This window comes from uncultured Methanobrevibacter sp. (assembly GCF_902769175.1).
Classification (GTDB): Archaea; Methanobacteriota; Methanobacteria; order Methanobacteriales; family Methanobacteriaceae; genus Methanobrevibacter.
On record NZ_CACXNW010000009.1, the window covers coordinates 25,263 to 47,900 of the forward strand.

A 22,638-nucleotide genomic window follows, 5' to 3' on the forward strand; every position below is an offset into this window, starting at 1 on the left:
AGTTTTTTTAATATTTTTTTTATAAAATCAATTTTTTTCATAATTTTAGATGTTTTTTTATGCATTGTTTATTTAAAATCATATTTCTACAATTCTTATGGAATTGGTGGATGTTGTTTCCCCTAATGGAAATCCTCCAGTAATCACTATTAAATCGCCCTTATTCAAATCAAATTCTTTTAGAACTATTTTTTTAATGTTTTCTCCCATTTCATCCATGCTCTTGAATGTTTCTGTTATTACTGCCTTCACTCCAAAGTTTAAAACGACCTTCTCTGCAATATGCTTTGAAGGACAGCAAGCCAATATGATTGGATTAGGCCTAAAGTTACTGATCTTACGGGCTGTAAATCCGGTCATGGTAGGTGCGACTATCAGTTTAATGTCAGAGTATTCAACTGCAGCTATAACCAGTCGGGCAATAGTGTCGCTGATTCCTATTGTTCCCTTATATGCAGTATGCTTTGTATAGTCAATTGTTGATTCCACATATTTGCATATTCTGCTAATTATTTCAACTGATTCTATAGGGTGCTTTCCAACAGTTGTTTCTCCAGATAGCATAACGCAATCGGTTCCATCTAATATTGCATTTGCAACATCTGAAACTTCAGCTCTTGTTGGCCTTGGATTTTCATACATTGAAGCAAGCATTTCTGTAGAAACAATTGCAAATTTGCCCTTTTCACGGCATTTTTTGATTATTCCCTTTTGAAGCATTGGCAATTTTTCCATAGGAACTTCCACTCCCAAGTCTCCTCGAGCCACCATAATTCCATCTGAGACATCGATTATCTCATCTATGTTTTCAATCCCCTTTTGGCTTTCGATTTTTGAAATGATTTATGCATCTCCACCAGATTCCTCGATTATTTTGCGAGCGGCAATCACATCTTCCTTTGAAGTTACAAAGGATAATGCCAAATAGTCACATGAATGCATTGCTGCAAAGGAGATGTCCTTTTCATCCACTTCACTTATAAAGTCTAAGTTCAAGTCAACTCCAGGAACGTTAATTGTCTTATGGTTTTGAATCTTCCCATCACCTAAAGCATTTAATGTAACATAATCCTCCTGTTTTTCAGTGACTTCCAATTCAAACAATGCATTGTCTATAAGCACCTTGCTTCCCACTTCTATAAAGTCTATCGCTTCGCTGTGGTTTACTCCGAATTCCTTTTCATTGCCATGAATGCAAGTCTTGCTCATCTTAATTGTATTTCCCTTACTGAGAGATACTCCTCCAGATTCGAATTCCAATGTTCTAAATTCTGGGCCTTTAGTGTCATACATGATTGCTATAGGTCGATTGCATATTTTGCGGACCTTTCTGATAACTTCTATTGTTTTTAATATGTCCTTTTCTGTAGCATGGCTTAGATTAATTCGTGCACAATCCATGCCATTATTAACCATTTCAGTCATTACTTCAACAGAATTGGATGCTGGACCAATGTTGCAATAATCTTTGTTTTTTTCATATTAAATCTCCAAAAGTAATAGAATAAAATTGTTTTGCTGTTTGTTTATACTCTGATTAATAATTGATTTAAAATTGATTAATAATTGAATATAATGGGTTGATATAATTATAGGTATGGTATTTAATATTATAAATTTGTTGATTTAATTTTTAATAAAATGATATTTTCCTAAGGAAATTTAAATCAAATAAAATTAGATTTAATATTTTTTTTTTAAAAAAGGCTCTGCTTTTTATTATTTTCAAGGGGGGATTGTGACTAAATAATTAAATATAAAAATAGATTTGCATTAAATATTGTTTTAATAATCAAAAAAGAAAAATAGTAGATTTGCATTAAATATTGTTTTATTATTCAAAAAAAGGAAAATAGTAGATTTGCATTAAATATTGTTTTATTATTCAAAAAAGAAAAATAATAGTTTTGCATTAAATATTGTTTTATTATTCAAAAAAGAAAATAATAGTTTTGCATTAAATATTGTTTTATTATTCAAAAAAGAAAAATAATAGTTTTGCATTAAATATTGTTTTATTATTCAAAAAAGAAAAAATAGTTTGCAAGTTTTAAATTCTAAAAAAATAAAAAAAGAAAAAGGGGTTCGATATTTACTCGTTTGCTAAATTATCGAAGTATCCTTGGATAAAGACTACAGGAGTACCTTTGTCCCCAGAACCACTGGTTAAGTCACATAATGAACCGATTAAGTCAGTCAATACTCTTGGAGTGGTTCCTTCAGTAATCATTTGTCCAGTTAAATCAGCATCTTTTTGTCTGATTTCTTCTTTAATAGCTTCTTTTAATTCGTCTCCTTTTAAGTCAGCGAATTTATTGTCAGAAACATATTTTAATTTGATTTCGTTTGGATATCCTACTAATCCTTCAGTATGTGCTGGTGAAACAACAGGATCAGCTAATTCCCAAATCTTTCCGACAGGGTCTTTGAATGCACCGTCACCGTAAACCATAACTTCAATTTGTTTTCCGGTAAGGTCAATCAATCTTTTTTGAACTTCGTGAACTAAAGCATCGCCGGTTTTTGGGAATAATTTTAATCTTTCTTCGGTTGCTTTATTGGAACCAAGTAATCCGAAATCAGGGTTGCATCCAGAATCTCCAATAGGTTCTGTTAAAATTTGGTGTAATCCATATACATTTGCACCTTCTTCCTTAAGGAATTTTGTGGTTTTTTCTCTTGTATGGATATCACAGGTTAAAACATCCGTATTGTAATCGAGAATTGTTTTTACTTCATTGGAGAAGACAAATTCAACTTCACAGTCTTCGCTTTCAATCAATTCTCTGTAAAAGTCAATCATATTTATTCCGGTGAATGGATGTTTCCATGAGCCGAAAGTCTCTTTGTACTCTTCTTCAGAGATTACGCTTCCTAAATTGTATTCGCTTTTTTCTAAAAGCTCTTCATCTAAAATACCGTTTCCAACTTCGTCTGCAGGGAAAGAGGTTAAAAGAGTGATTTTGTCCATTCCTCTTGCAATACCTTTTAAGATAATGGAGAATCTGTTTCTACTTAAAATAGGGTTTGTAACTCCAATGTTTTTAGATGGGAATTTGTTTTGCACATCTTGTGCCACATCATCTACAGTTACATAGTTTCCTTCTGAAATACCTACAACTGCTTCGGTAATTGCAACGATATCCTTATCTTTAAATTCAAATCCTTCACTTTCTTTTGCTGCCATTAATGCATCTACAACTATGGTAGCCAAGTCATCATTTTCTTTAATAATCGGTGTTCTTATTCCACGTACTACTGTACCAACACATCTCATTTTTATAACTCCTGATAAACAGATAAATTTGTTGGACCATTAATCCAACAACCTATATAATTTATATTTATTCCATTATTTATATGTTAAGATTTTTAGGGTTTTAAGTGAATGGAATTCCAATAAATCATTTATACAGGTTAAGTTTTTTATTAGTTCTTTTAGAAAATGATTTTTATTGAAAAATTTTATATATTTAGTAAATTATACACTTATCCATGAAAGGTATTATTGATCCCAACATTGAAATTCCTGATGATCAGGTAGCTATGGCATTCTTTAGAAGCATGCGTTGGGTCAATGGGGTTTATTGTCCCAAATGCAAGTCATATAATATCAATAATAGGGGAAGTCAAGGCAGAACTCGCAGATATGCTTGCAAAGATTGTGGAACCAATTTCAATAACTTTTCAGGAACAATCTTCCATAAAAGCAAAATTTCTCTTAATGTGATGTTGTATATTCTATTTAATTTGGATAAGAAAACCACAACCCAATTATCTGAAGAGCTTAATTACAGCAGGCAATGTATTTCAAGAATATCTAAACTGTTTAGGGATAAGCTATTAAACAATGCTGAATTCTTTGATATAGAAGAATAATTTTTTCATATTGGATTTTTGTTCTTTTTATAAACGATTTTATTAATTTTTGAATTTTTCAATTTTTGAATTTGTTAGTTTATTGTTGCTTATTTTCTTGTTTTTGTAACCTTGATGGTACATTCATGTAATCATATTGGTGTTTTAACAATTGTTATATTTTTAGTTTTAACTAGGTTAAATCTTTTATATTGTTCTGATTTTAATTGAATAAATCTAATTTTAAATTTAAATGATTTTCTGTCTTGATTATTTAATTTAACTCGTTTAAAATCCTTTAAATAATATCAATTTTCTAATTTTATAGTTGATTTTTGTACTATTAATCTATCATTCCTTTATTTAATGAAAAACATTATATATGTTGTTTCACAATCTTTAATATAAGTAATAAGTTTTTAAATTATATTTTATTAATCCATAAAGACTAATTGATAAATACATTTTTAATTTAAGAATTAAACCTTTATTTTTATTGATAAATACCTTTTTAATTTAAAGAATTAAACCTTTATTTTTTCTTATTAGTTTTTTCTAAATTATTAAAAAATAGTTTATAAAAAAAAACAACTTATTTCTTAAAGATTTAATTATATAAACTAAAATCAAAGCTTTAAGGAGACATAAAAAACTAAAGCTACGCTTTTAGAATATATGAAAGATACTTTTAGTTTAATTTGAAAAATTAAAGTGATTTTTATGGATAAAAAAATTCTTGCGATTATTGCTATTATTATTGTAGCTATTGTTGCTGTTGGAGCTTACTTTGCATTAGGTTCAAGTGATGACACCATAACTATCGGTCACTTGCCATCTGATCACGACACTGCAATGTATGTTGCAGAAGCTCAAAAACAGTATGAGGCTCAAGGACTTAAAGTTGAAACTGTTCAATTTAACAATGGTGGAGACTTAATGACTGCTATGGCAAGTGGAGATGTAGATGTTGGTTATGTAGGAATTACTCCTGTATTGTCTTCCATTGAAAAAGGAGTTCCAGTAAAAGTAGTATCTGGTGCTCAAATTGAAGGTAGTGGAGTGGTTGTTGGAACCAACTCTGGAATTAACTCACTTGCAGACTTAAAAGGCAAAAAAGTAGGTACCCCTGGTGCAGCTACCATTCAAAACATGATCATTACCTATGGCCTTAACCAATCTGGTGTAGATGTAAAAGATGTAGAGCTTGTTTCAATGAAAGCAGCTCAAATGACTGACGCATTAAAAGCTGGTCAAATTGATGCTATGATTTGTTGGGAACCATTCTCCTCTATTGCTGTTAAAAAGGGATATGGAAAATTGCTCGAAAACACTTCTGAAATCATCCCAGGACACCCATGTTGTGTAGTTGCAGCAAGACAAGACTTCATTGACAAACATCCTGAAGACCTTAAGAAGATCTTAGCAATTCACGAAAATGCTACAAAATTCACTAATGAAAACCCTAAAGAAGCAGCAGCTTTATTACCTGAAGACATTGTACCAGATAAGGACTTGCAAGCAAGTATCATTGAAGACACTGAATTTGTTTCTGGATTAGATGCAGACTACAAACAAAATGTAATGGACTTCATGCAACTTGGTGTAGATTTAGGATTATTGAAAGAACCTATTAGTGAAGATAAGATTTTTGCTAAAGTTTAAGCAGTCTTAAATTATGTTAAATTTCAATTAGTAGTTTTAAACTACTAATCCTATTTTTTATTTTTTTATTCATTTTTATTATTTATTATTTTATTAATCATTAAATTTTATTAATCATTAATTTGTATTAATTTCATAAATTTCATAATTTCATATATTTCATAATTTCATAAATTTTATAAATTTTATTAGTTTATTGTATTTTTATTGTTTTTTGCTTATTTTAGCATCAATTTTCTTTATTCATTGTTTAAGCGATTTAATATTTTACCCTACTTTGCTTAAAATGAATATAATTAGAAAGTTTATATATTATGTTTTAATAATATAATAATATTATATAGTTTAGGGATTTAAGAGTATTTTAATCAATAGTTTTAAAAATACAGTTAAATTTCATTAAAAATTAAATAATTATAGCTAGTGATAATGTGAATATAGATAGAAGAGTTTTACCATTTATTTTACCTATTTTACTTATTATAGTATGGTATTTAATTACTGATGGCTTGAATTTAGTTCCTTATTATATCTTGCCTAGTCCATTGGATGTATGCAATGCTGCATTAAAATTGGTGGCAAATGGAAAATTATTGGATCACACCATCAGTACCTTAACTAAAGTATTCTCCGGTATCATTTTAGCAGCTGTTGTAGCTATTCCTTTAGGTATCATTTTAGGTTGGTATGAAACCTTAGATGAATTCACTTCATTGGTAATCAGTATTTTAAGACCTATTCCACCTATCGCTTGGATTCCATTCTCCATTTTATGGTTTGGTATAGGATTGCCTTCAGCTGTATTCGTAATCTTTATCGGTTGTGTATTCTCAGTATTGGTTTACACCATTGATGGTGTAAAAAGAACTGATAAGGTCTTGATTGAAGCAGCCCATACTTTAGGTGCAAATAATTGGGACATTTTATATAAAGTCGTATTGCCATCAGCTCTTCCATATATTGTATCTGGTCTTAAGGTAGGTGTAAGTATTGCATTGATGTGTACTGTATCTGCTGAAATGATTGCTTCAAGCAAAGGTTTAGGATACATGATCTTGACTGCAAGTCAACTATTCGATCCAGGTACTATGGTAGTTGGTATGGTAATCATAGGTATTATTGGAATCTTATTTGACGTAGCATTTAGAAAGGTACAGTCTAAGATTTTCTGGTAATTTGGAAAAGAATATTTAATTAAGTTAGATATTCAAGATAATGTTTATATTATGAATGTATTATTCGATTAATTTTATATATCGAAGGTGTTATATTGGCAATTGATATTAAGAACATATCTAAATCATTTACAACAAAAGATAAGGAATTTACCGCATTAAAGGATGTAAATCTCCATGTTGACGATGGTGAATTGATTTGTCTTTTAGGGCCATCTGGTTGTGGAAAGACAACCCTTTTAAGAATGGTTGCTGGTTTGGAAACTGCTGACAGCGGTGAGATTTATGATAGAGGCGAACTTGTAGAAGGCCCTTCAAGAGAAAGAGGATTTATTTTCCAGCAATATTCCCTATTCCCTTGGCTAAATGTTTTGGATAATGTAATGTTTGGTTTGAATTTATCTGGAGAGAACAGTAAAGAGGAAAATCTTGCTGCTGCAGAAAGATATTTGGAAAGAGTGGGATTAGCTGATTTCAAATACAGTTATCCTCATGAGCTTTCCGGTGGTATGAAACAAAGAGTGGCTATTATTCGTTCCTTATTAAACCACACTCCTGTTTTGCTAATGGATGAGCCATTTTCTGCAGTTGACATGTTAAATAGGCATAGCTTGCAAGAGCAATTGATTGGTGTTTGGAAAAGGTTTAACACAACAATTCTTTTTGTCACTCACGATGTTGACGAAGCTGTTTATTTAGCTGATAAGATTGTAGTGATGGATAAAAGGCCAGGCAGAATAAAAGATGTTGTGGAAGTTCCTCTTGAACGTCCAAGACAAAGGGAATCAAGAGAGTTTTTAAATTTCCAAGATGAGGTTGAAAAACTTTTAGGAGTTTGGGAACCTTAATTATAATTGGTTTTTTAGTTGAAAAACTTTTAGGAGTTTGGGAATCTTAATTATAATTGGTTTTTAAACTTTAGTTTGAATCTTGATACAAAACTTATCACTTTTATAGTGATAATTCTTTTTTTATTTTTCTTTAATTCTTTAAAAAAGATTTTAGTTATTATTTTTTAAAAAAAGTTTAAACTATTTATTCTTTAAAAGATTTGTGTCATTATTTTTTAAAAAAAGTTTAAGCTATTTAATTCTAAAAAAAGAGATTGCTATTTTTAATTTTATAATGTTTTTGAATTGAAATTAGGATTTAAAGTGCCGTATCTACCATTTTTAACGGATTCATAAATGAATTTGGTAGACTTTTCAATAGCTATTTTTAAATTGTCCTCATCTTTACTGTTTTTATTTTCATTCTTTAGCAAAATAAGATTTGCACAAATTGCAGCAGATAAGCTGCAACCGGTTCCATGCAAATTGTCTGTTTTGATTAAATCTTGATGCAATGTAATAAGTTCATCCTTTTCCTTATTGTAAATGATGTTTGTTCCGTTGAGATGCCCTCCTGTAATCATCACATTACAGTATTTACCAATCTCATAAGCTGCTTCCTTTGCATCATCGGCATCATTGATTGTTAATCCAGATAGCTTTTCAGCTTCTGAAACGTTTGGAGTAACAAGAAGTGTTTTCTTAAGAAGATATTTTTTCAATGCATCAGCTATTTCCATCTTTGCAAGTGCATCCCCTGCACTAGCTACCATCACTGGATCAACAACTATGCTTAAATCATATTCTTCCACCTTTTTGCTTACAAGTTGGATGATTTTCTTTGAGTATAATAGTCCTGTCTTTGAGTATTTGATGGTGTACTCATCAAAAATAGAATCAATCTGCTCTGAGATATAGGTAGTGCTTACAGGTTCAACGGAAAACACTTTTTTAGGATTTTGTGCAGTAAGTGCAGTAACTGCAGCACATGCATGAACTCCATGTGCAGCCATTGTCTTGATGTCAGTGCTTATTCCCGCTCCTCCTGAAGGGTCAAAACCTGCAATTGATAGTCCTATCATAATATCACATTAATTATCTTTTTTTTTTTTATTTATTTGTGAAAAAGGATTATTCTTCTTCAAATTCTATAATCTATAATCAAACAGTTTATTCATCTCTTGTAACCTTAAGCCTTTCATGGCCATGGCAGGATTCCACTTTGATTCCAAGTGATTCCAAATATTTTTTAGTTTCAGTTCCATTTCCATGAAGCATGATTTCTCCAAGGTCTTCAGTTGTATTGACATCCAATGCCATATAGAATGAATCATGAACCAATGGAGCTAATTTCTTCCTTTCAGCGTCTTCAATATGCTTTTTAAAGCTGAATCCTCCGAATTTCATATCAATTGACAATGGTTTTATAATCAATGTATTTGTTCCTCCTCCTTTTGAAGGGACAATGATGAAATCAAGATTTTTAGCTTGATCAATGAGAAGCTTAACATTGGTTTTGCCTATTAATGGAATGTCAGATGGTAAAATGATGACTTTTCTGGTTTTCTTTCTTGACCATTTCATAGCTTGTTTCAATGCTTTGTTTAATGCATTTTCATTGCCATCCTTTGAAACTTTAGAAAGCTTGTGGTCTTCCTCAATAATTGTAGTAAGTCCTAATTCTTCAGCATATGCTAAAACATCATCATCTTTACTTATTATAACTATTTTATCTACAATAGGCTTTAATGTGTCTGTTATATCTTTTAACATGGCTTTTAGGAGATTTTCTCTTTCTTCAGGTGATAAAAAAGGAGATAATCTGGTTTTAGCATGTGCAAATTGGTTTACAGGAATTATTGCATATATTTTATCCATTTACATTCCTCTTAAAATTTTATAAAGTTATGATTGATTTTTATGTTTAAATTCTTAATTTTTCTAAAATTTGTTTATTTGTTTTTGAACCTAAACGGAGAGTGAAAAGATTTTGGTCAAGGTTTTTGAGCCATAGGCTCAAAAAGCTTGTTAATAAGTTTTTGCCATTAGTGCAAGATGTTTAGCTGGCTTGCCACAATGTGGGCAGACCTCGTCGGTTTCAATGTCTTCTTCATTGATACCAAGGATATCTACCTCGGTTTCCTCTTCGATTGCCTTCCCACAGTCTTCTTCTCCACACCAGTAGAATTTGATAACTTTTCCTTCATCAACAAGTTCAGAAACATTGTCAAGACTTTCTACAGTAACTATTTTTTCCTCTTGTTTTTTCCAGGCATTGGCTTTTAGGTTTTCTTCAACTTCAATCAATAATGAGTCCACTTTTTCAGCTACATCATCATCTAAGCTGATTTCAATCTTTTCACCTGTGTCTCTTCTTCCAAGGATTGCTACATTGTTATTCAAGTCTCTTGGTCCTAATTCAAATCTAAGTGGGGTTCCTTTCAATTCCCAATCAAAGAATTTCTTTCCTGGCCTAATGTCTCTGGTATCCATTTGGACTCTTATTCCTTTAGCTTCCAATGCATCCTTGATCTCATTACATTTAGCCATCACTTCTTCTCCCCCATCCTTAAATATGATAGGGATTATTGTGATTTGTTTTGGTGAGATTTCTGGAGGCAATTGGAGACCTTTTTCATCTCCATGAGCTGCAATTGCTGCTGCAATTACCCTGTCGGAAATTCCATAACATGTCTGATAAGCATATTCGTGATTTCCTTCCTTGTTTTCAAAAGTGATTTCAAAGGTTTTTGCAAAGGTTTGGCCTAAGTTATGAACTGTTCCTATTTGGAGGGTTTTTCCATCTGGCATGATTGTATCAAATGCCATTGTGTATTCAGCTCCAGGGAATTTGTCCCAAACAGGCCTTTTGCTAAGTAAGTAAGCTATTCCAAGTCCATCAAAGAACTTTTTATAAAGTTCAATTCCAGTTTCAACTTGTGCAGCTACCTCTTCAGCGCTTGAATGGACAGTGTGTGCCTCTGCAAAAGTTGTGATCTCCCTTACTCTGATGAGAGGTCTTGTATGTTTGGTTTCGTATCTGAATGTATTCACTACTTGGTACTGCTTGATTGGCAAGTCAATATGTGATCTTACCCATAAGGAAAACATTGGATACATAGCGGTTTCACTGGTTGGCCTGATAGCTAACTTTTCATTTAGCTCAGTTTGTCCACCATGAGTTACCCAGTATACCTCATCTTCAAATCCTTTTACATGAATTCCCTCTTTTGCAAGTTCAGCTTCAGGGATAAGCAAAGGATATAGGGTTTCATCATGTTCCTTATCCATCAAGTCTCTAAATATGTTTAAAGTAGCTCTTCTTATTTGAAATCCGTAAGGAAGCCATACTGCCATTCCTTTTATAGGATATCTTGAGTCTGTTATCTCTGCATTTTCTAAAATATCATGGAACCATTCACTAAAATTTTCCACATTATCACCTAATAATAAAATAATAAGTCTAATTTTGAAAAATAACTAATATTCAATAATTTAATTTAATATAAATTTATAAATTTTAGATAAATTTAATTATTAACTCATATATTAGTTAATAATATTATTAATATGTTTTTAATTAATTATATAGTTTTTTAGTTTAAACATTTTTATAAAATCCCTTTTTTATCTTTTGAATTTGAATTTGCTCTTATTTGCATGATTTTATTTTTCTAAATTCTTTTTTTAAATCAAATAGTGTCTTATCAATTTGCTTTTGAAGAATTTTAAATCAAATATAAATAAGTCTATCAATTTCTTTTTAAAGATTTATAAATCAAAACTTATTTAATTTATAGAAAACATATATTAAATTAATATTTAATTAACATGCTAAAGAATTTAAAGAATATTACAGATTCAAATTATATGTCAAATTTAATTTTTAAGGAGATAATATGGATTCTAAAACAATTCAAATGCCAAGAGAAGTGCATATTGGACCTAATGTTCTTGATGACATAGGAGAAATATGTAAAAATTTACGTTTATTTGATGAAGCTCTTGTTGTATCTGGTTCCCATACATTTGATGTGGCAGGGAAGCAAACTGTGGAAGCTTTGGAAAAATCAGATTTTGGAGTTGATGTAGTAAAGATCAAGGATGCTTCAATGGCATCTGTTGAACTTGTACAGGAGAAGATAGCTAATGCTTCTGTAGTCTTAGGTGTTGGGGGAGGTACAATTATTGATGTTGCAAAGCTTGCTTCAACCAATGCACACAATTACTTCATTTCAGTTCCAACAACTGCTTCTCACGATGGTATTGCATCTCCAATGGCATCAATAAAAAATAAAGAAGGGTCCGTTTCTAAAAATGCAAATTCTCCAATGGCTGTTGTAGCAGATACCGGCATTATCAATTCATCTCCTTTTAGATTAATTGCCTCTGGCTGTGCAGATATTGTCTCTAATTATACTGCGATAAAAGATTGGAAATTGGCTTACAGATTAAGAAATGAATCTTACAGTGAATCTGCATCTGCCTTATCTGAAATGACTGCAAAGCTCATTATAAACTCTTCTGGAAGCATTAAAGAAGGTCTTGAAGAAAGTGCACGCATTGTAGTTAAATCATTATTCAGCAGTGGTATGGCAATAAGCATTGCAGGTTCCAGTAGACCTGCAAGCGGTTCTGAACACTTATTCAGTCATGCATTGGATAAGATAGCTAAAAATCCTGCATTGCATGGTGAGCAATGTGGTGTAGGTGCCATTATGATGATGCATTTGCATGGTGGAAATTGGAAATCCATTCAAAATATATTAAAAACCATTGGTGCTGCAACAACTGCTTCAGAATTAGGTATTGATGATGATGAGATTATTGAGGCATTGACAATAGCTCATACAATTAGACCTGAAAGATATACAATCTTGGGAGATAATGGCCTTACAAGAGATGCAGCTATTAAGTTAGCTAAAAAGACTGAAGTTATTTAATTGATTTGATATAGTATGGAAAAATAAGCATTTTATTTGTCTCTTGAATTTCATTAATTTTTTTTGAAAATTTTTGTTTATAATTTTTCATATTAAATTCTCTTTAAAATTATTCTTCTTTAAATTTTTAGTGTGTTATTGCTTGAAAAATAATTTGGAGTGTCTTAAAAAATTTAAATTAGGATGATTATATGATTACATTGATTGGAAAGGAATTAGCAAAGGAAGGAGTGAGTTTTGTATTTCATGAGCCCATGGAAGAATGTACTAATTGCAGGTTCAAGGCATCTTGTATAGATTCATTAGAGGAAGGGCATAGGTATGTAATTACAGAAGTTCGGGATGTTGAACAGAAATGTCCTATTCATGAAGGTGAAAAGGTTAATGTGGTAGTTGTTGAAGATGCTGAATTCACTATTTTAACTGATAAAAAAGGAGTTTTTGAAGGTTCAACATTTGATTTTGGTCGTAACGGATGTTCAAATAAGGACTGCGATTATAGGCATATGTGTTTCCCAGAAGGAATCTCTAAAGATGAAAAAGGAATTTATGTTAAGGATTTAGGTAAATTCAAAGACTGTCCACGTGAAAAGTCCTTGCAAAAATGCATAGTAAAAATATATGATAAATAAAGGTTATAGATGTTTAAAAGTTAATATTGAGTTTTAAAATCTAATCATTAGGTAAATAATTGTTATTTGGTGTTAATTATGAGTCAAATGAAAAAAGATTGCGGTTATGCCGCAGCTGATTTGGTAAAAGATGGTCAAGTCTTAGGGCTTGGAACTGGTTCAACAACTCTTTACTTTATTGAAAAAGTAGGTATGAGAGTTAGAGATGAAGGAATTGAAGTGATTGGAATTCCTACTTCTTTCCAATCCAGATTGCTTGCTCGTCAATGGAATATTCCATTAACTGACCTTAGCGAACATGAAATTGATTTGGCTGTAGATGGTGCTGATGAGATTGATCCTGACTTCAATTTAATTAAAGGTGGAGGAGCAGCACATACTTTAGAAAAGATTGTTGATTATTCTGCAGATGAATTGGTTATCATTGCTGATGAATCTAAACTTGTTGATGTTTTAGGAGCTTTCCCACTTCCAATTGAAATTATTCCAGAATCCTTAAATCCTGTTACAAAAGCTTTAGAGGTTATGGGAGGTAAAGTTGAAGTAAGGATGGGTCAAGCTAAAGACGGTCCTGTCATAACTGATAATGGAAACTTTATCTTGGATGTGGCATTTGGTCAAATTGAAAACCCTATTCCTATGGAAAAAGAGTTAAACACTATTCCTGGAGTTGTAGAGAACGGTTTATTCACTGAAATGGTTGATAAAGTTATCATAGGTTCTAAAGATGGTGTAAAATATTTATAATTCATCTTTTTAGAATTTATTTTAGATTTTGGTGATAAAATGCCATTTGGTCCTGGAGGAGGGAGACCTTTTCCATATGATTATAAGGAGACTTTAAATAAGGTTTTAATGCTTGTAGGCATTGTCATAATTATTTATGCAGTTCTTTGGATATTGGCTGAATTAAAGTTAATTCCAGTTATTATCTATGCTTTATTCCCTCAATTTGTATTGCTGCTTATTGGAATATTTATTTTCTATCAAGCTTATAGCCGCAGAAATCTCTATTAATTTATTTCTTTTCTTTTTTCTTTTTATTATTTTTAACTTTTTTCTATTTTTTAAATTATTTTAATTTAACAATGTATTGTTTTTTTCTATTTTTTAAATTATTTTAATTTAAAAGCGATTGTTTATTCTCTATTTTTAAAACATATTTTTTAATAAATTCAATATTTTTTTAAGTTTACTTAAATAAAGAAACTATATATAATATAATTTAGATAACTTATAATAATATTCTAATAATATTATATTTTATTAAATTCTATTAATTTCAATTTAATTCATTGATTAATTTATTGGAATGTTCATATTTATTATTTAACTAACTATAAATCAACTAACTATAAATCAACTAACTATAAATCAACTAACTATAAATCAACTAACTATAAATTAACTAACTATAATTTAACTAACTATAAATTAGTTAACTAAACTAATGGGCTACAAAAGATCAACTAACTATAAAAAATATCTTAAGGACTTGAGGAAATGAAAGTTGTTATTGTAGGTGGAGGAGCTGGAGGAATATCCACAGCTTCAAACCTTAGAAGATTAGATAAAAATGTAGAAATTATTGTACTCACAAGAGATAATCACGTATCCTATTCTCCTTGTGCCATTCCTTACGTATTGTCAGATAATATTCACTCATTTGATGATATTGTAATGAGAACTGTTGATGATTATAAGGCAAAGAACATTGATGTCCTAATTGAGACTGAAGTCACTGCAGTTGACTCAGCTAAAAAGACAATTACATACTCCACTAAAGGTGAATCAGAGAAAACCATGAGCTATGACAAATTGGTATTGGCTACTGGTGGAAGTCCATTTGTACCTCCTATGAAAGGTGTGGATTTAGATGGAGTGTTTAAGATAAGAACTTTAGATGATGGTAAAAGAGTTAAGGAATGGTCTCAAAACTGTAAAAGCGCTTTAGTTACAGGTGCAGGTTTAATTGGTATTGAAATAGCTTATGCATTCAAGAAAATGGGTCTTAAGGTAACATTATGTGAAATGTTGCCACAAATTGTTCCACGTTCCCTTGACCCTGATATGGCAGGAATAATCACTGATTATTTAATTGAAGAAGGCATTGATGTGGTTCTCGGCCAGCCTATCACTGAGCTTAAAGGTGAAGACGGCAAAGTAAAGACTGCAGTGTTTGAAGATGGAAGTGAAGCAGATGCAGATATGGTCATCTTGGCTACCGGTGTAAGGGCAGAATTGGATTTAGCTAAAATGGCCGGTTGTGACTGCGGCAGATGGGCTGTTCTTGTAAATGACAGAATGGCAACAAGCGTACCTGATGTTTATGCAGTAGGTGACTGTGTAGAATCATACAGTGCAATACTCAGATCAAATACAGTTTCCCAATTAGGTACAACTGCAGTAAGGCAAGCAAAAACTTTAGCACAAACTCTTGCTGGCAAACGTTCCAGATTCAACCCTGTTTTAAATTCAATGGTTACAAAAGTAGGTAATTTGGAGTTTGGAGCAGTAGGTCTAACCCGTAGCTTTGCTCAACAAAACAGCATCAAGGCAGTTGTAGCAAAAGTAGAAGCATTGACAAGGGCAAGATACTATCCAAATGCAAAGCCAATGAATGTAAAGGTTATTTGTGATGCAGATGGAACTATTATTGGATGCCAAATCATTGCAGAGGAGAGAGTGGCTGAAAGAATTGATACTATGACTTTAGCCATTACTGAAGAACTAACCTGCTTTGAATTAAGTAATATGGAGTTTGCATATGCACCTCCAGTATCTATGGTTATTGACCCCTTGGTAATGGCTGTAGAAGAGGTAAGTAAGAAGTTTGATAATTAAATAAACTTTTTATTTATTTTTTATTTTACTTTTTTCCTATTTTTGCAATATTTATTTTTTATTTTTGCTATTTCTTTTCTTATTTTTTCTTATTTAAGTAATTTTGCAATATTGTTTTTTTTCCTAATTTGTTTTCTTATTTTTTCTTATTTTAGTAATTTTGCAGTATTGTTTTTTTGCTAATTATTTTTCTTATTTTTTTGTATGCTTTTTTTTTTTAAATTGAATATAATTTCTTCTTTTAACTTTAATTTTCCAAATAAATATTAATTTTACGATTTACTTATTATATTATATGGTAAACTAAAAATTCTAATTAAAATGTAATTTTATCAAAAAAGAAAGATTTATATAGGTTTAAAAATAAAATAAAGAGTAAATAATAAGTTTGGAGGGTAATTATGGAAACTAATTCAAATTACTCTCAAGTTCCATTTAGATTTGATACTGAGGATGAGATATTTATTATATGCATGTCTGAAACTGAAGAATTTCCACAATATATTACTAATTTCAACGATATAGTCGGCAGATATGACAATAGATTAATATCTTTGGATTATAAGAATTTAAACTTAGATTCAGTTAGACAAAGGATAAATGGTGATTTGATAAATATTGAACATCATTCCTCCATTAATTCCAGATTAATGCAGAGGGATTATCAATATTCTGTAATTCTGCATTTGAATTCTGGAAGATATGTTCATCCCTTCATTTTTTATACTGGAGCTTTACCTATTGAAAAAGTAGATTACTTAAATGAGGTGATGTTTTTCAATCCAAATTGGTTCATTACAAGAGAAGTTGAAGGCAATATTCGATTAAACAATATTCTTTATAAGATCAATGAAAATATTAAATTGAATGTTTTTGATTGTTTTGATTTGATTTGGCTTCCAAAATTTAACATTAATATGGAATTTGATGAGTGTGTATTAAAGTGTATAAGTTTGTTGAAAGATATTCCCATGGATTATAAATTAAGATTAATCGTAGAGAGATCATATTTTTTGTGGTTGGGAAAATCTGTACTTGATGAAAAGAAGTTAGAGAAAGCAAGGAATTGTTTTACTATGTCTGAATTAAAACTTAGGCCGTTTGAAGAGCAGTTTAGAGATGCAATGATGGACAATAGGTTTAGAAGAGGTATTGATATTGGCAAAAAGCAAGGTATTGATATTGGTAAGAAGCAGGGTATTGATATTGGTAAGAGGCAAGGGGTTGATGAGTCTGAAGAAAAGTTTATTCCCGCTCTTTTAGAATTTAAAAGTCCTGAAGAGATTTCTAAAGATTATGATATTCCTTTAGAAAGAGTTTTAAAATATGTGAAAAGGAGTAAATAACTTATTTTATTTCTTTTTTAATTTTCTTTTTCAATATTCCTTTTTCCCATATTGATTTTTTCAATTCTTTTTTCTTTTTTATTTTTTAATAATTTTTAGTTTAAAAACTTTTTTAAACTATCATTGCAATATCTATTTTTTATTTTTGTAATTTTTTCTTTTTAATCATTACTTATTTATATAACAGAGTATATATATTATAATGATAAATGATAATCATATAAATTATATTTATATAATTTTGCTTCATTTAGGAAATTAACGATTATTTAGAAATTATAAATAAAATACAATAAAACAATTTACGCTTTGGAGAGGATTTAATGACTAAAATATTTATTTCATGTGCACTTCCATATGCAAATGGACCATGTCATTTAGGACATTTAAGATCCACCTATATTCCAGCAGATATCTATGCAAGATATAATCGTATGGCTGGAAATGAGGTATTGATGGTATGTGCTACTGATGAGCATGGTACTCCTATTGCAGTTAAGGCTGATGCTGAAGGCAAAGCGCCTATAGAAGTTGCAAAACGTTACCATGATATGATTGTAGAAGATATAAATAGCTGTGACATTTCTTTTGATAACTTTGCAAGAACCACTGATGAGATACACTATAAGATTTCACAGGACTTTTTCAAGTATCTTTATGATAAGGGATTGATTTATGAAGAAACAATCCAACAGCTTTACTGTGAAAACTGTGGAAAATTCTTGCCAGACAGATATGTTGAAGGAATCTGTCCTGTCTGTGGTGCTGAAGCAAGAGGAGACCACTGTGAAGTTTGTGGAAGGGCATTAGACCCTATTGAGCTTGTTGAACCAAAATGTCTAACTTGCGGAAACACTCCAGTCATTCGTGACAGTACACAATACTTCTTTAAATTAAGTCATTTCCAAAAACCTCTTGAAGAGTACATAAGCACAAATGAATACTTGCCTCCAAATGTAAGGAACTATGCTGAAAACTGGTTAAAGGAAGGCCTTCAGGATTGGATCATGACCCGTGATATGAAATGGGGTATTCCAGTGCCTTTAGAAGGTGCAGAAGGCAAAGTGATTTATGTATGGGGAGAAGCATTTATCGGTTACATTTCCTCTGCTGCAGCTTGGTCTAGAAGAACTGGAATTCCATGGGAAGACTATTGGAATGGTCATGTAGTTCATTTCATTGGAAAGGATATTATTTATCATCACTCATTATTCTGGCCTGCAATGTTGCTTGGACGTGACTGTAAATTACCTGATGACATTTTTGCAGGTGAATTCCTATCCCTTGAAGGCAGAAAAATGTCTACCAGTAAAAACTGGGTTGTTTGGGTAGCTGACTTCGTAAAGGACTTTGATTCTGACTTGCTTAGATACTACCTTACAATAAATGCTCCTTTAAATAAGGATACTGACTTCTCTTGGGATGAATTCCAAAGAAGAATCAATGATGAATTGGCTGATGTAATAGGAAACTTCCTCCACAGAACATTTACATTCACTAAAAAGTTCTTTGATGGAAAAGTACCTGAATATAAAAATCCAAGCGAAGCAGACTTGGAATTTGAGCAATCCATTAAAGAATTGCCTGATAAGGTAGGTGACTTGATTTCAGACATGAAATTCAGAGAAGGATTAGTTGAGATCATTTTGACTGCCAAAAAGGGTAACAAGTACTTTAATGATCAAGAGCCATGGAAAGCTGTAAAAGAAGACATGGAAAAAGCTTCAAATTGCTTATATTTATCTAATCAATTATGTAAGGCAATGGCTGTATTGTTAAAGCCTTATATTCCAAACAAGGCTGATGCCATTTGCAATATAATCAATATCCCAACTGAAAATGAGTGGGATGATGCTAAAGTCTTTTTAGAAACTGGCCATGAAATCAACAAGGCCAAACCATTATTCAAAAAGATTGAAGATAAAGTGATTGAAGAGCAAAAAGGAAAATTATACAAGAATTTGGAAGATTCCGAATCTGATAAGAAAGAGTCTAAGGATAAAGACTCTAAAGACAAGAAGAGCAAAGACTCTAAAAAAGAAGATGAAGGTGAAAAAAATGGATTTAATTAGTATTGATGATTTTGCTAAAGTGGAAATTAAAATAGGCAAGATTTTAGAATGTGAAAAGATTGAAAAATCTAACAAATTATTAAAGACTCAAATTGACATTGGAGATAAAACCATTCAAGTAGTTGCAGGTTTAGGTAAAAGATATGCTCCTGAAGATTTAGTAGGTAAAAAAGTACCTGTTGTAACCAATTTAAAACCAGCTAAATTAATGGGTGAAAAGTCTGAAGGAATGATTATGGCTACTGAAAGTGCAGCTATTTTAACTCCTGATGAATGTGAAATTGGCGAATTGCTTATGTAATTTTGCTTTTTTCATTTTTTAATTAGTTGAAATTGGCGAATTGTTTATGTAATTTTGCTTTTTTCATTTTTTAATTAGTTGAAATTGGCGATTGCTTATGTAATTTTGCTTTTTTCATTTTATAATTTATGAAAAGGTAAATTATTTCTATTTGCTTTTTTTCATTTTATTTTTTTAAAAAAACATATTAAGAAATTCAAATGCATATCAAAAGATTTATATTAAGCGAAGTTTAATTATATTGTCCATAGAAAAAAACATTGGATAAAAATTAACTGAGCTTAATTTATAATATCCTAAAAATATAAATTCTTGGCGGCGAATTTATAAAGTCCTCACGGTGATATTATGGATGAATCATTAATGATAACGGAATCTGAAAAATTTCTAAATGAAATAGAGAAGGAGAGATTAGATTTAACTAATCTAAAAAAGGATTTTAAAGATTTAGAGTCCTTTTTAGAAATCTATCAACTTCTTAAGAGTAATTTAGATAAGCTTCAAGAGATGAAAGAGAGTATGGATGAAAGCGGTTACACTGCTCCATTCAGATCTTTAAATCGTTATGGTTCCCGTGTTAATGATGATGTTGAAGTTGAGGAATTAGGAGAAATCAGTCGCCACAATCAAATCTTTAGAAATAGGGCATCTGCTAAAAAGAACAGTTTTGATAGGGTAAAGTATGCTATTTCAGCTCATAGGATTGCATTAGGCAATTTAGAGGAATATGCTAAAATCAGATGCAATGAATGCAAAAAGTCTTATAGTGTAAGCAGCTTTTTAGAACAGTCAAAGACATGCAAATGCGGTTCTAAGGATTTTGAATTTAAGATTAATCATTCTGGCGTTCATAGGCTTGAAATAATTCCATATCTTCCTTTATCCGGTAATTATATGGTATTAATGTCTGGATTATCCAGTTGGGGCAGAGAATCCTTTAAACGGGTTTTAAACATCTTAAAGCAACAAAGGAGAGGTGTGGTTAAAACTGTCACTCCTATTGTTAAATATAAGGAAAATGGCAGAACCATTACTAAAAGAGTGCCTCTTGACAGTGAATTTGCAGACAGTTATGAAGAGGAGCTTAGGAGAAGATTTGGTAAGGGAGTTCGTATTGAAAGGTTGGAATTCCACAGAACTAAGCCAACAATCATAAATGATAAGCACACATGCACTAATTTGGCTTTGGCCTATGTAAAACATGCTGAAGATATTATAGAACGTCATGGAGAAGATATTTTCCAAGATAAAATCAAGGATTTAAACAATCTTAAAATCTATGATGAAATCATTTATTCAGTTAATTTGGAAAAGCCTGAGTTTATTGAAGCAAGCGATCTTGAAGATTGGAGAGCTGATAAGATCAATAAGAGCCTTGAAGAGTTAGGCTTGATGGATAAGTATGGCAACTTGGATAGGAAGCTAAAAAAGGATTTAAAGGAAAGAGATAAGATCAAGACTAAAATCTTTGCAGACATTGCTCCTACCTTGATATTATGGGACATTTCCAAATATTACTTATGCACTTCTCAAGATAGGCGAAAACGTTACGGTTCACCTTTCCCTTACATTCGTGGAGATATTGACAGACAGCAACGTAAGGTATTTTCAAATCCACATAGTCAAGTGGTTAAGCTATTGCAGGATAAGGAAAGGGAACATATTATCTCTGTTGATGAAATGGACTTATTGTTGCACAAGAAGTTTAAGTTTGAAAAGAGGATAAAGAATTTGCACATTAAGCTTAATTATGCAGCTGTTGGCCCTGCTATAGTCTTCACCAATTCTAATTATAACATTAAAGAAGTTTCTCAAGCATTTAAAGTAGGGGAAAAGAGCATTAAACGTGAGATAAATAATATGAAAAGTATTAGAAAACCTAATACTAAACGTTCCAGAGATTTCATTGATTTGGTAAAGAACAAATCCTAAATCTTAAGTCCCATTTGGCAAAGGGTTCTGAAGAATTTTTTCATAAAGTAAGGTGTTTTTCATGGTTGAAGACTTTGATGATTTTGATGATGATTTCGAAGATTTCGATGATTTTGATGACGATTACTATGAAGACTTTGACGATGAGGAGGATGATTTTGACGATTTTGATGATGGAATCGATTATGACAATTTAGATCCAGAGTCAAAAGAGGAATTGGATATCTTTGATGAAAGGCCTTTGGAAACTGATTCTGAATATGATATCAATGCTGTGGAAATTCACATATCCACACAACTTACATCACAAAAAATCATTGAACTTATGGATACTTATCGTTCCTTAAAAAGAATTACCTGTCCTAAAAGCATTTATAATAGGATTTCCCCTAAATATATCAAAGCTTTAGATGAAGTGGGAATTTCAATTGAAGTGAAATATAACTGGGGAAAGAAAAAATATTCAATGATTCAAATCAATCAGGTTGTTGACTTATTCAATGAAGGAAAGCAAACTGAAGAGATTTCAGCTATTTTAGACATGCCTGCTTCAAATGTCAAGTATATCAAATCAAAGTATTTTGATAAGATCAATGTAAAGAATTACAATAGAAAATATGATGATGAATGTAGAGCAAAAGTCAAATATATGAAAGAGGCAGGATTGAAACCTAAAGAGATTTCTAAGGAACTTAATATACCTGTCAGGTCTATTTATTACATCTTAAATAAGAAATAATCTCTTTTTTTATTATTTATTAATAATATTTTTAATTAATATTTTTTTTATTATTTATTAATAATATTTTTAATTAATATTTTTTTATTATTAATTAATTAATATTTTTTTAGTAATCTTTGATTAATTTTTTAATAATATTCTTTAATACATTGGTTGTTTTTTCTCTATTTTTTTTATGAAATTTACCAATTATTTGTCCTTGAATTTTAAATCGATATATCGTTTTTTACATACTTATCATTATATTGAAAATATGATTATTTATTTGATACTTTATCTCATTAAGTATAATTTTAATGAT

17 protein-coding genes and 2 pseudogenes are annotated in these 22,638 nt (G+C 30.8%); 13 read left to right on the forward strand and 6 right to left on the reverse strand.

Features of this window, described 5'->3' with window-relative positions; all coding sequences use genetic code 11:
- Positions 1 to 78 precede the first annotated feature (78 nt).
- The 3 genes and pseudogenes from QZV12_RS04300 to QZV12_RS04310 form a co-directional block, all read right to left on the reverse strand.
- The gene (locus QZV12_RS04300; protein ID WP_295617848.1) at positions 79 to 489 is read right to left on the reverse strand and encodes a pyruvate kinase alpha/beta domain-containing protein; all 411 of its coding nucleotides are present in this window, start codon (positions 487 to 489) and stop codon (positions 79 to 81) included.
- Positions 490 to 528: 39 nt separating this feature from the next.
- A pseudogene (gene pyk, locus QZV12_RS04305) lies at positions 529 to 1,461 on the reverse strand (pyruvate kinase); the annotation flags it as partial.
- Between the two features lie 631 nt (positions 1,462 to 2,092).
- Complete coding sequence (locus QZV12_RS04310) at positions 2,093 to 3,277, reverse strand: coenzyme F420-0:L-glutamate ligase (RefSeq protein WP_295617751.1); 1,185 nt, start codon at positions 3,275 to 3,277, stop codon at positions 2,093 to 2,095.
- A 218-nt stretch (positions 3,278 to 3,495) separates the two neighbouring features.
- Here QZV12_RS04310 and QZV12_RS04315 point away from each other — a divergent pair, with 218 nt between their 5' ends.
- From QZV12_RS04315 to QZV12_RS04330, 4 genes are all read left to right on the forward strand, one after another.
- Entirely contained in the window at positions 3,496 to 3,879 is a 384-nt protein-coding gene (locus QZV12_RS04315; RefSeq protein WP_295617754.1) for a transposase, read from the forward strand.
- 699 nt (positions 3,880 to 4,578) lie between these two features.
- Positions 4,579 to 5,520, forward strand: a complete 942-nt coding sequence (locus QZV12_RS04320) for an ABC transporter substrate-binding protein (RefSeq protein ID WP_295617756.1) — start codon at positions 4,579 to 4,581, stop codon at positions 5,518 to 5,520.
- Between the two features lie 431 nt (positions 5,521 to 5,951).
- Positions 5,952 to 6,695, forward strand: coding sequence for an ABC transporter permease (locus QZV12_RS04325; RefSeq protein WP_295617759.1), 744 nt, complete (start codon positions 5,952 to 5,954; stop codon positions 6,693 to 6,695).
- A gap of 95 nt (positions 6,696 to 6,790) precedes the next feature.
- Entirely contained in the window at positions 6,791 to 7,543 is a 753-nt protein-coding gene (locus QZV12_RS04330) for an ABC transporter ATP-binding protein (RefSeq protein ID WP_295617762.1), read from the forward strand.
- A gap of 272 nt (positions 7,544 to 7,815) precedes the next feature.
- Here the strand turns inward: QZV12_RS04330 and thiD are convergent, their stop codons facing one another.
- From thiD to proS, 3 genes are all read right to left on the reverse strand, one after another.
- On the reverse strand, positions 7,816 to 8,607 hold the full coding sequence (gene thiD, locus QZV12_RS04335; protein WP_295617765.1) for a bifunctional hydroxymethylpyrimidine kinase/phosphomethylpyrimidine kinase: 792 nt from the start codon (positions 8,605 to 8,607) through the stop codon (positions 7,816 to 7,818).
- An 88-nt stretch (positions 8,608 to 8,695) separates the two neighbouring features.
- Positions 8,696 to 9,403 carry a 2-phospho-L-lactate guanylyltransferase gene (cofC, locus tag QZV12_RS04340; RefSeq protein ID WP_295617768.1) on the reverse strand — a complete coding sequence of 236 codons (708 nt, stop codon included), beginning with the start codon at positions 9,401 to 9,403 and terminating at the stop codon, positions 8,696 to 8,698.
- Positions 9,404 to 9,553: 150 nt separating this feature from the next.
- Positions 9,554 to 10,960 carry a proline--tRNA ligase gene (proS, locus tag QZV12_RS04345; protein WP_295617771.1) on the reverse strand — a complete coding sequence of 469 codons (1,407 nt, stop codon included), beginning with the start codon at positions 10,958 to 10,960 and terminating at the stop codon, positions 9,554 to 9,556.
- 464 nt (positions 10,961 to 11,424) lie between these two features.
- On the opposite strand from proS, the gene QZV12_RS04350 reads away from it, so the two are divergent.
- The 9 genes and pseudogenes from QZV12_RS04350 (at position 11,425) to QZV12_RS04390 (ending at position 22,334) form a co-directional block, all read left to right on the forward strand.
- On the forward strand, positions 11,425 to 12,468 hold the full coding sequence (locus QZV12_RS04350) for an NAD(P)-dependent glycerol-1-phosphate dehydrogenase (protein WP_295617773.1): 1,044 nt from the start codon (positions 11,425 to 11,427) through the stop codon (positions 12,466 to 12,468).
- Positions 12,469 to 12,659: 191 nt separating this feature from the next.
- Positions 12,660 to 13,100, forward strand: a complete 441-nt coding sequence (locus tag QZV12_RS04355; protein WP_295617776.1) for a UPF0179 family protein — start codon at positions 12,660 to 12,662, stop codon at positions 13,098 to 13,100.
- A gap of 78 nt (positions 13,101 to 13,178) precedes the next feature.
- Positions 13,179 to 13,847 carry a ribose-5-phosphate isomerase RpiA gene (rpiA, locus tag QZV12_RS04360; RefSeq protein WP_295617779.1) on the forward strand — a complete coding sequence of 223 codons (669 nt, stop codon included), beginning with the start codon at positions 13,179 to 13,181 and terminating at the stop codon, positions 13,845 to 13,847.
- A 39-nt stretch (positions 13,848 to 13,886) separates the two neighbouring features.
- On the forward strand, positions 13,887 to 14,117 hold the full coding sequence (locus QZV12_RS04365) for a hypothetical protein (protein WP_295617782.1): 231 nt from the start codon (positions 13,887 to 13,889) through the stop codon (positions 14,115 to 14,117).
- A gap of 486 nt (positions 14,118 to 14,603) precedes the next feature.
- Positions 14,604 to 15,944, forward strand: coding sequence for an FAD-dependent oxidoreductase (locus tag QZV12_RS04370; RefSeq protein WP_295617786.1), 1,341 nt, complete (start codon positions 14,604 to 14,606; stop codon positions 15,942 to 15,944).
- A 401-nt stretch (positions 15,945 to 16,345) separates the two neighbouring features.
- On the forward strand, positions 16,346 to 17,290 hold the full coding sequence (locus QZV12_RS04375; protein WP_295617789.1) for a hypothetical protein: 945 nt from the start codon (positions 16,346 to 16,348) through the stop codon (positions 17,288 to 17,290).
- 323 nt (positions 17,291 to 17,613) lie between these two features.
- Positions 17,614 to 19,663: pseudogene (gene metG / locus QZV12_RS04380) on the forward strand (methionine--tRNA ligase).
- A 348-nt stretch (positions 19,664 to 20,011) separates the two neighbouring features.
- Positions 20,012 to 21,595, forward strand: a complete 1,584-nt coding sequence (locus QZV12_RS04385; RefSeq protein WP_295617792.1) for a DUF530 domain-containing protein — start codon at positions 20,012 to 20,014, stop codon at positions 21,593 to 21,595.
- A gap of 61 nt (positions 21,596 to 21,656) precedes the next feature.
- Positions 21,657 to 22,334 carry a hypothetical protein gene (locus QZV12_RS04390; RefSeq protein WP_295617795.1) on the forward strand — a complete coding sequence of 226 codons (678 nt, stop codon included), beginning with the start codon at positions 21,657 to 21,659 and terminating at the stop codon, positions 22,332 to 22,334.
- Positions 22,335 to 22,638 lie beyond the last annotated feature (304 nt).

Excerpts from the sequence above, each read along its gene's own strand:
- QZV12_RS04355 (WP_295617776.1), top strand. The coding sequence starts at position 12,660 with ATGATTACATTGATTGGAAAGGAATTAGCAAAGGAAGGAGTGAGTTTT.
- QZV12_RS04385 (WP_295617792.1), top strand. The coding sequence starts at position 20,012 with ATGGATGAATCATTAATGATAACGGAATCTGAAAAATTTCTAAATGAA.
- QZV12_RS04390 (WP_295617795.1), top strand. The coding sequence starts at position 21,657 with ATGGTTGAAGACTTTGATGATTTTGATGATGATTTCGAAGATTTCGAT.
- QZV12_RS04375 (WP_295617789.1), top strand. The coding sequence starts at position 16,346 with ATGGAAACTAATTCAAATTACTCTCAAGTTCCATTTAGATTTGATACT.
- QZV12_RS04365 (WP_295617782.1), top strand. The coding sequence starts at position 13,887 with ATGCCATTTGGTCCTGGAGGAGGGAGACCTTTTCCATATGATTATAAG.
- rpiA (WP_295617779.1), top strand. The coding sequence starts at position 13,179 with ATGAGTCAAATGAAAAAAGATTGCGGTTATGCCGCAGCTGATTTGGTA.
- QZV12_RS04350 (WP_295617773.1), top strand. The coding sequence starts at position 11,425 with ATGGATTCTAAAACAATTCAAATGCCAAGAGAAGTGCATATTGGACCT.
- QZV12_RS04320 (WP_295617756.1), top strand. The coding sequence starts at position 4,579 with ATGGATAAAAAAATTCTTGCGATTATTGCTATTATTATTGTAGCTATT.
- QZV12_RS04370 (WP_295617786.1), top strand. The coding sequence starts at position 14,604 with ATGAAAGTTGTTATTGTAGGTGGAGGAGCTGGAGGAATATCCACAGCT.
- thiD (WP_295617765.1), bottom strand. The coding sequence starts at position 8,607 with ATGATAGGACTATCAATTGCAGGTTTTGACCCTTCAGGAGGAGCGGGA.
- QZV12_RS04315 (WP_295617754.1), top strand. The coding sequence starts at position 3,496 with ATGAAAGGTATTATTGATCCCAACATTGAAATTCCTGATGATCAGGTA.
- QZV12_RS04310 (WP_295617751.1), bottom strand. The coding sequence starts at position 3,277 with ATGAGATGTGTTGGTACAGTAGTACGTGGAATAAGAACACCGATTATT.
- cofC (WP_295617768.1), bottom strand. The coding sequence starts at position 9,403 with ATGGATAAAATATATGCAATAATTCCTGTAAACCAATTTGCACATGCT.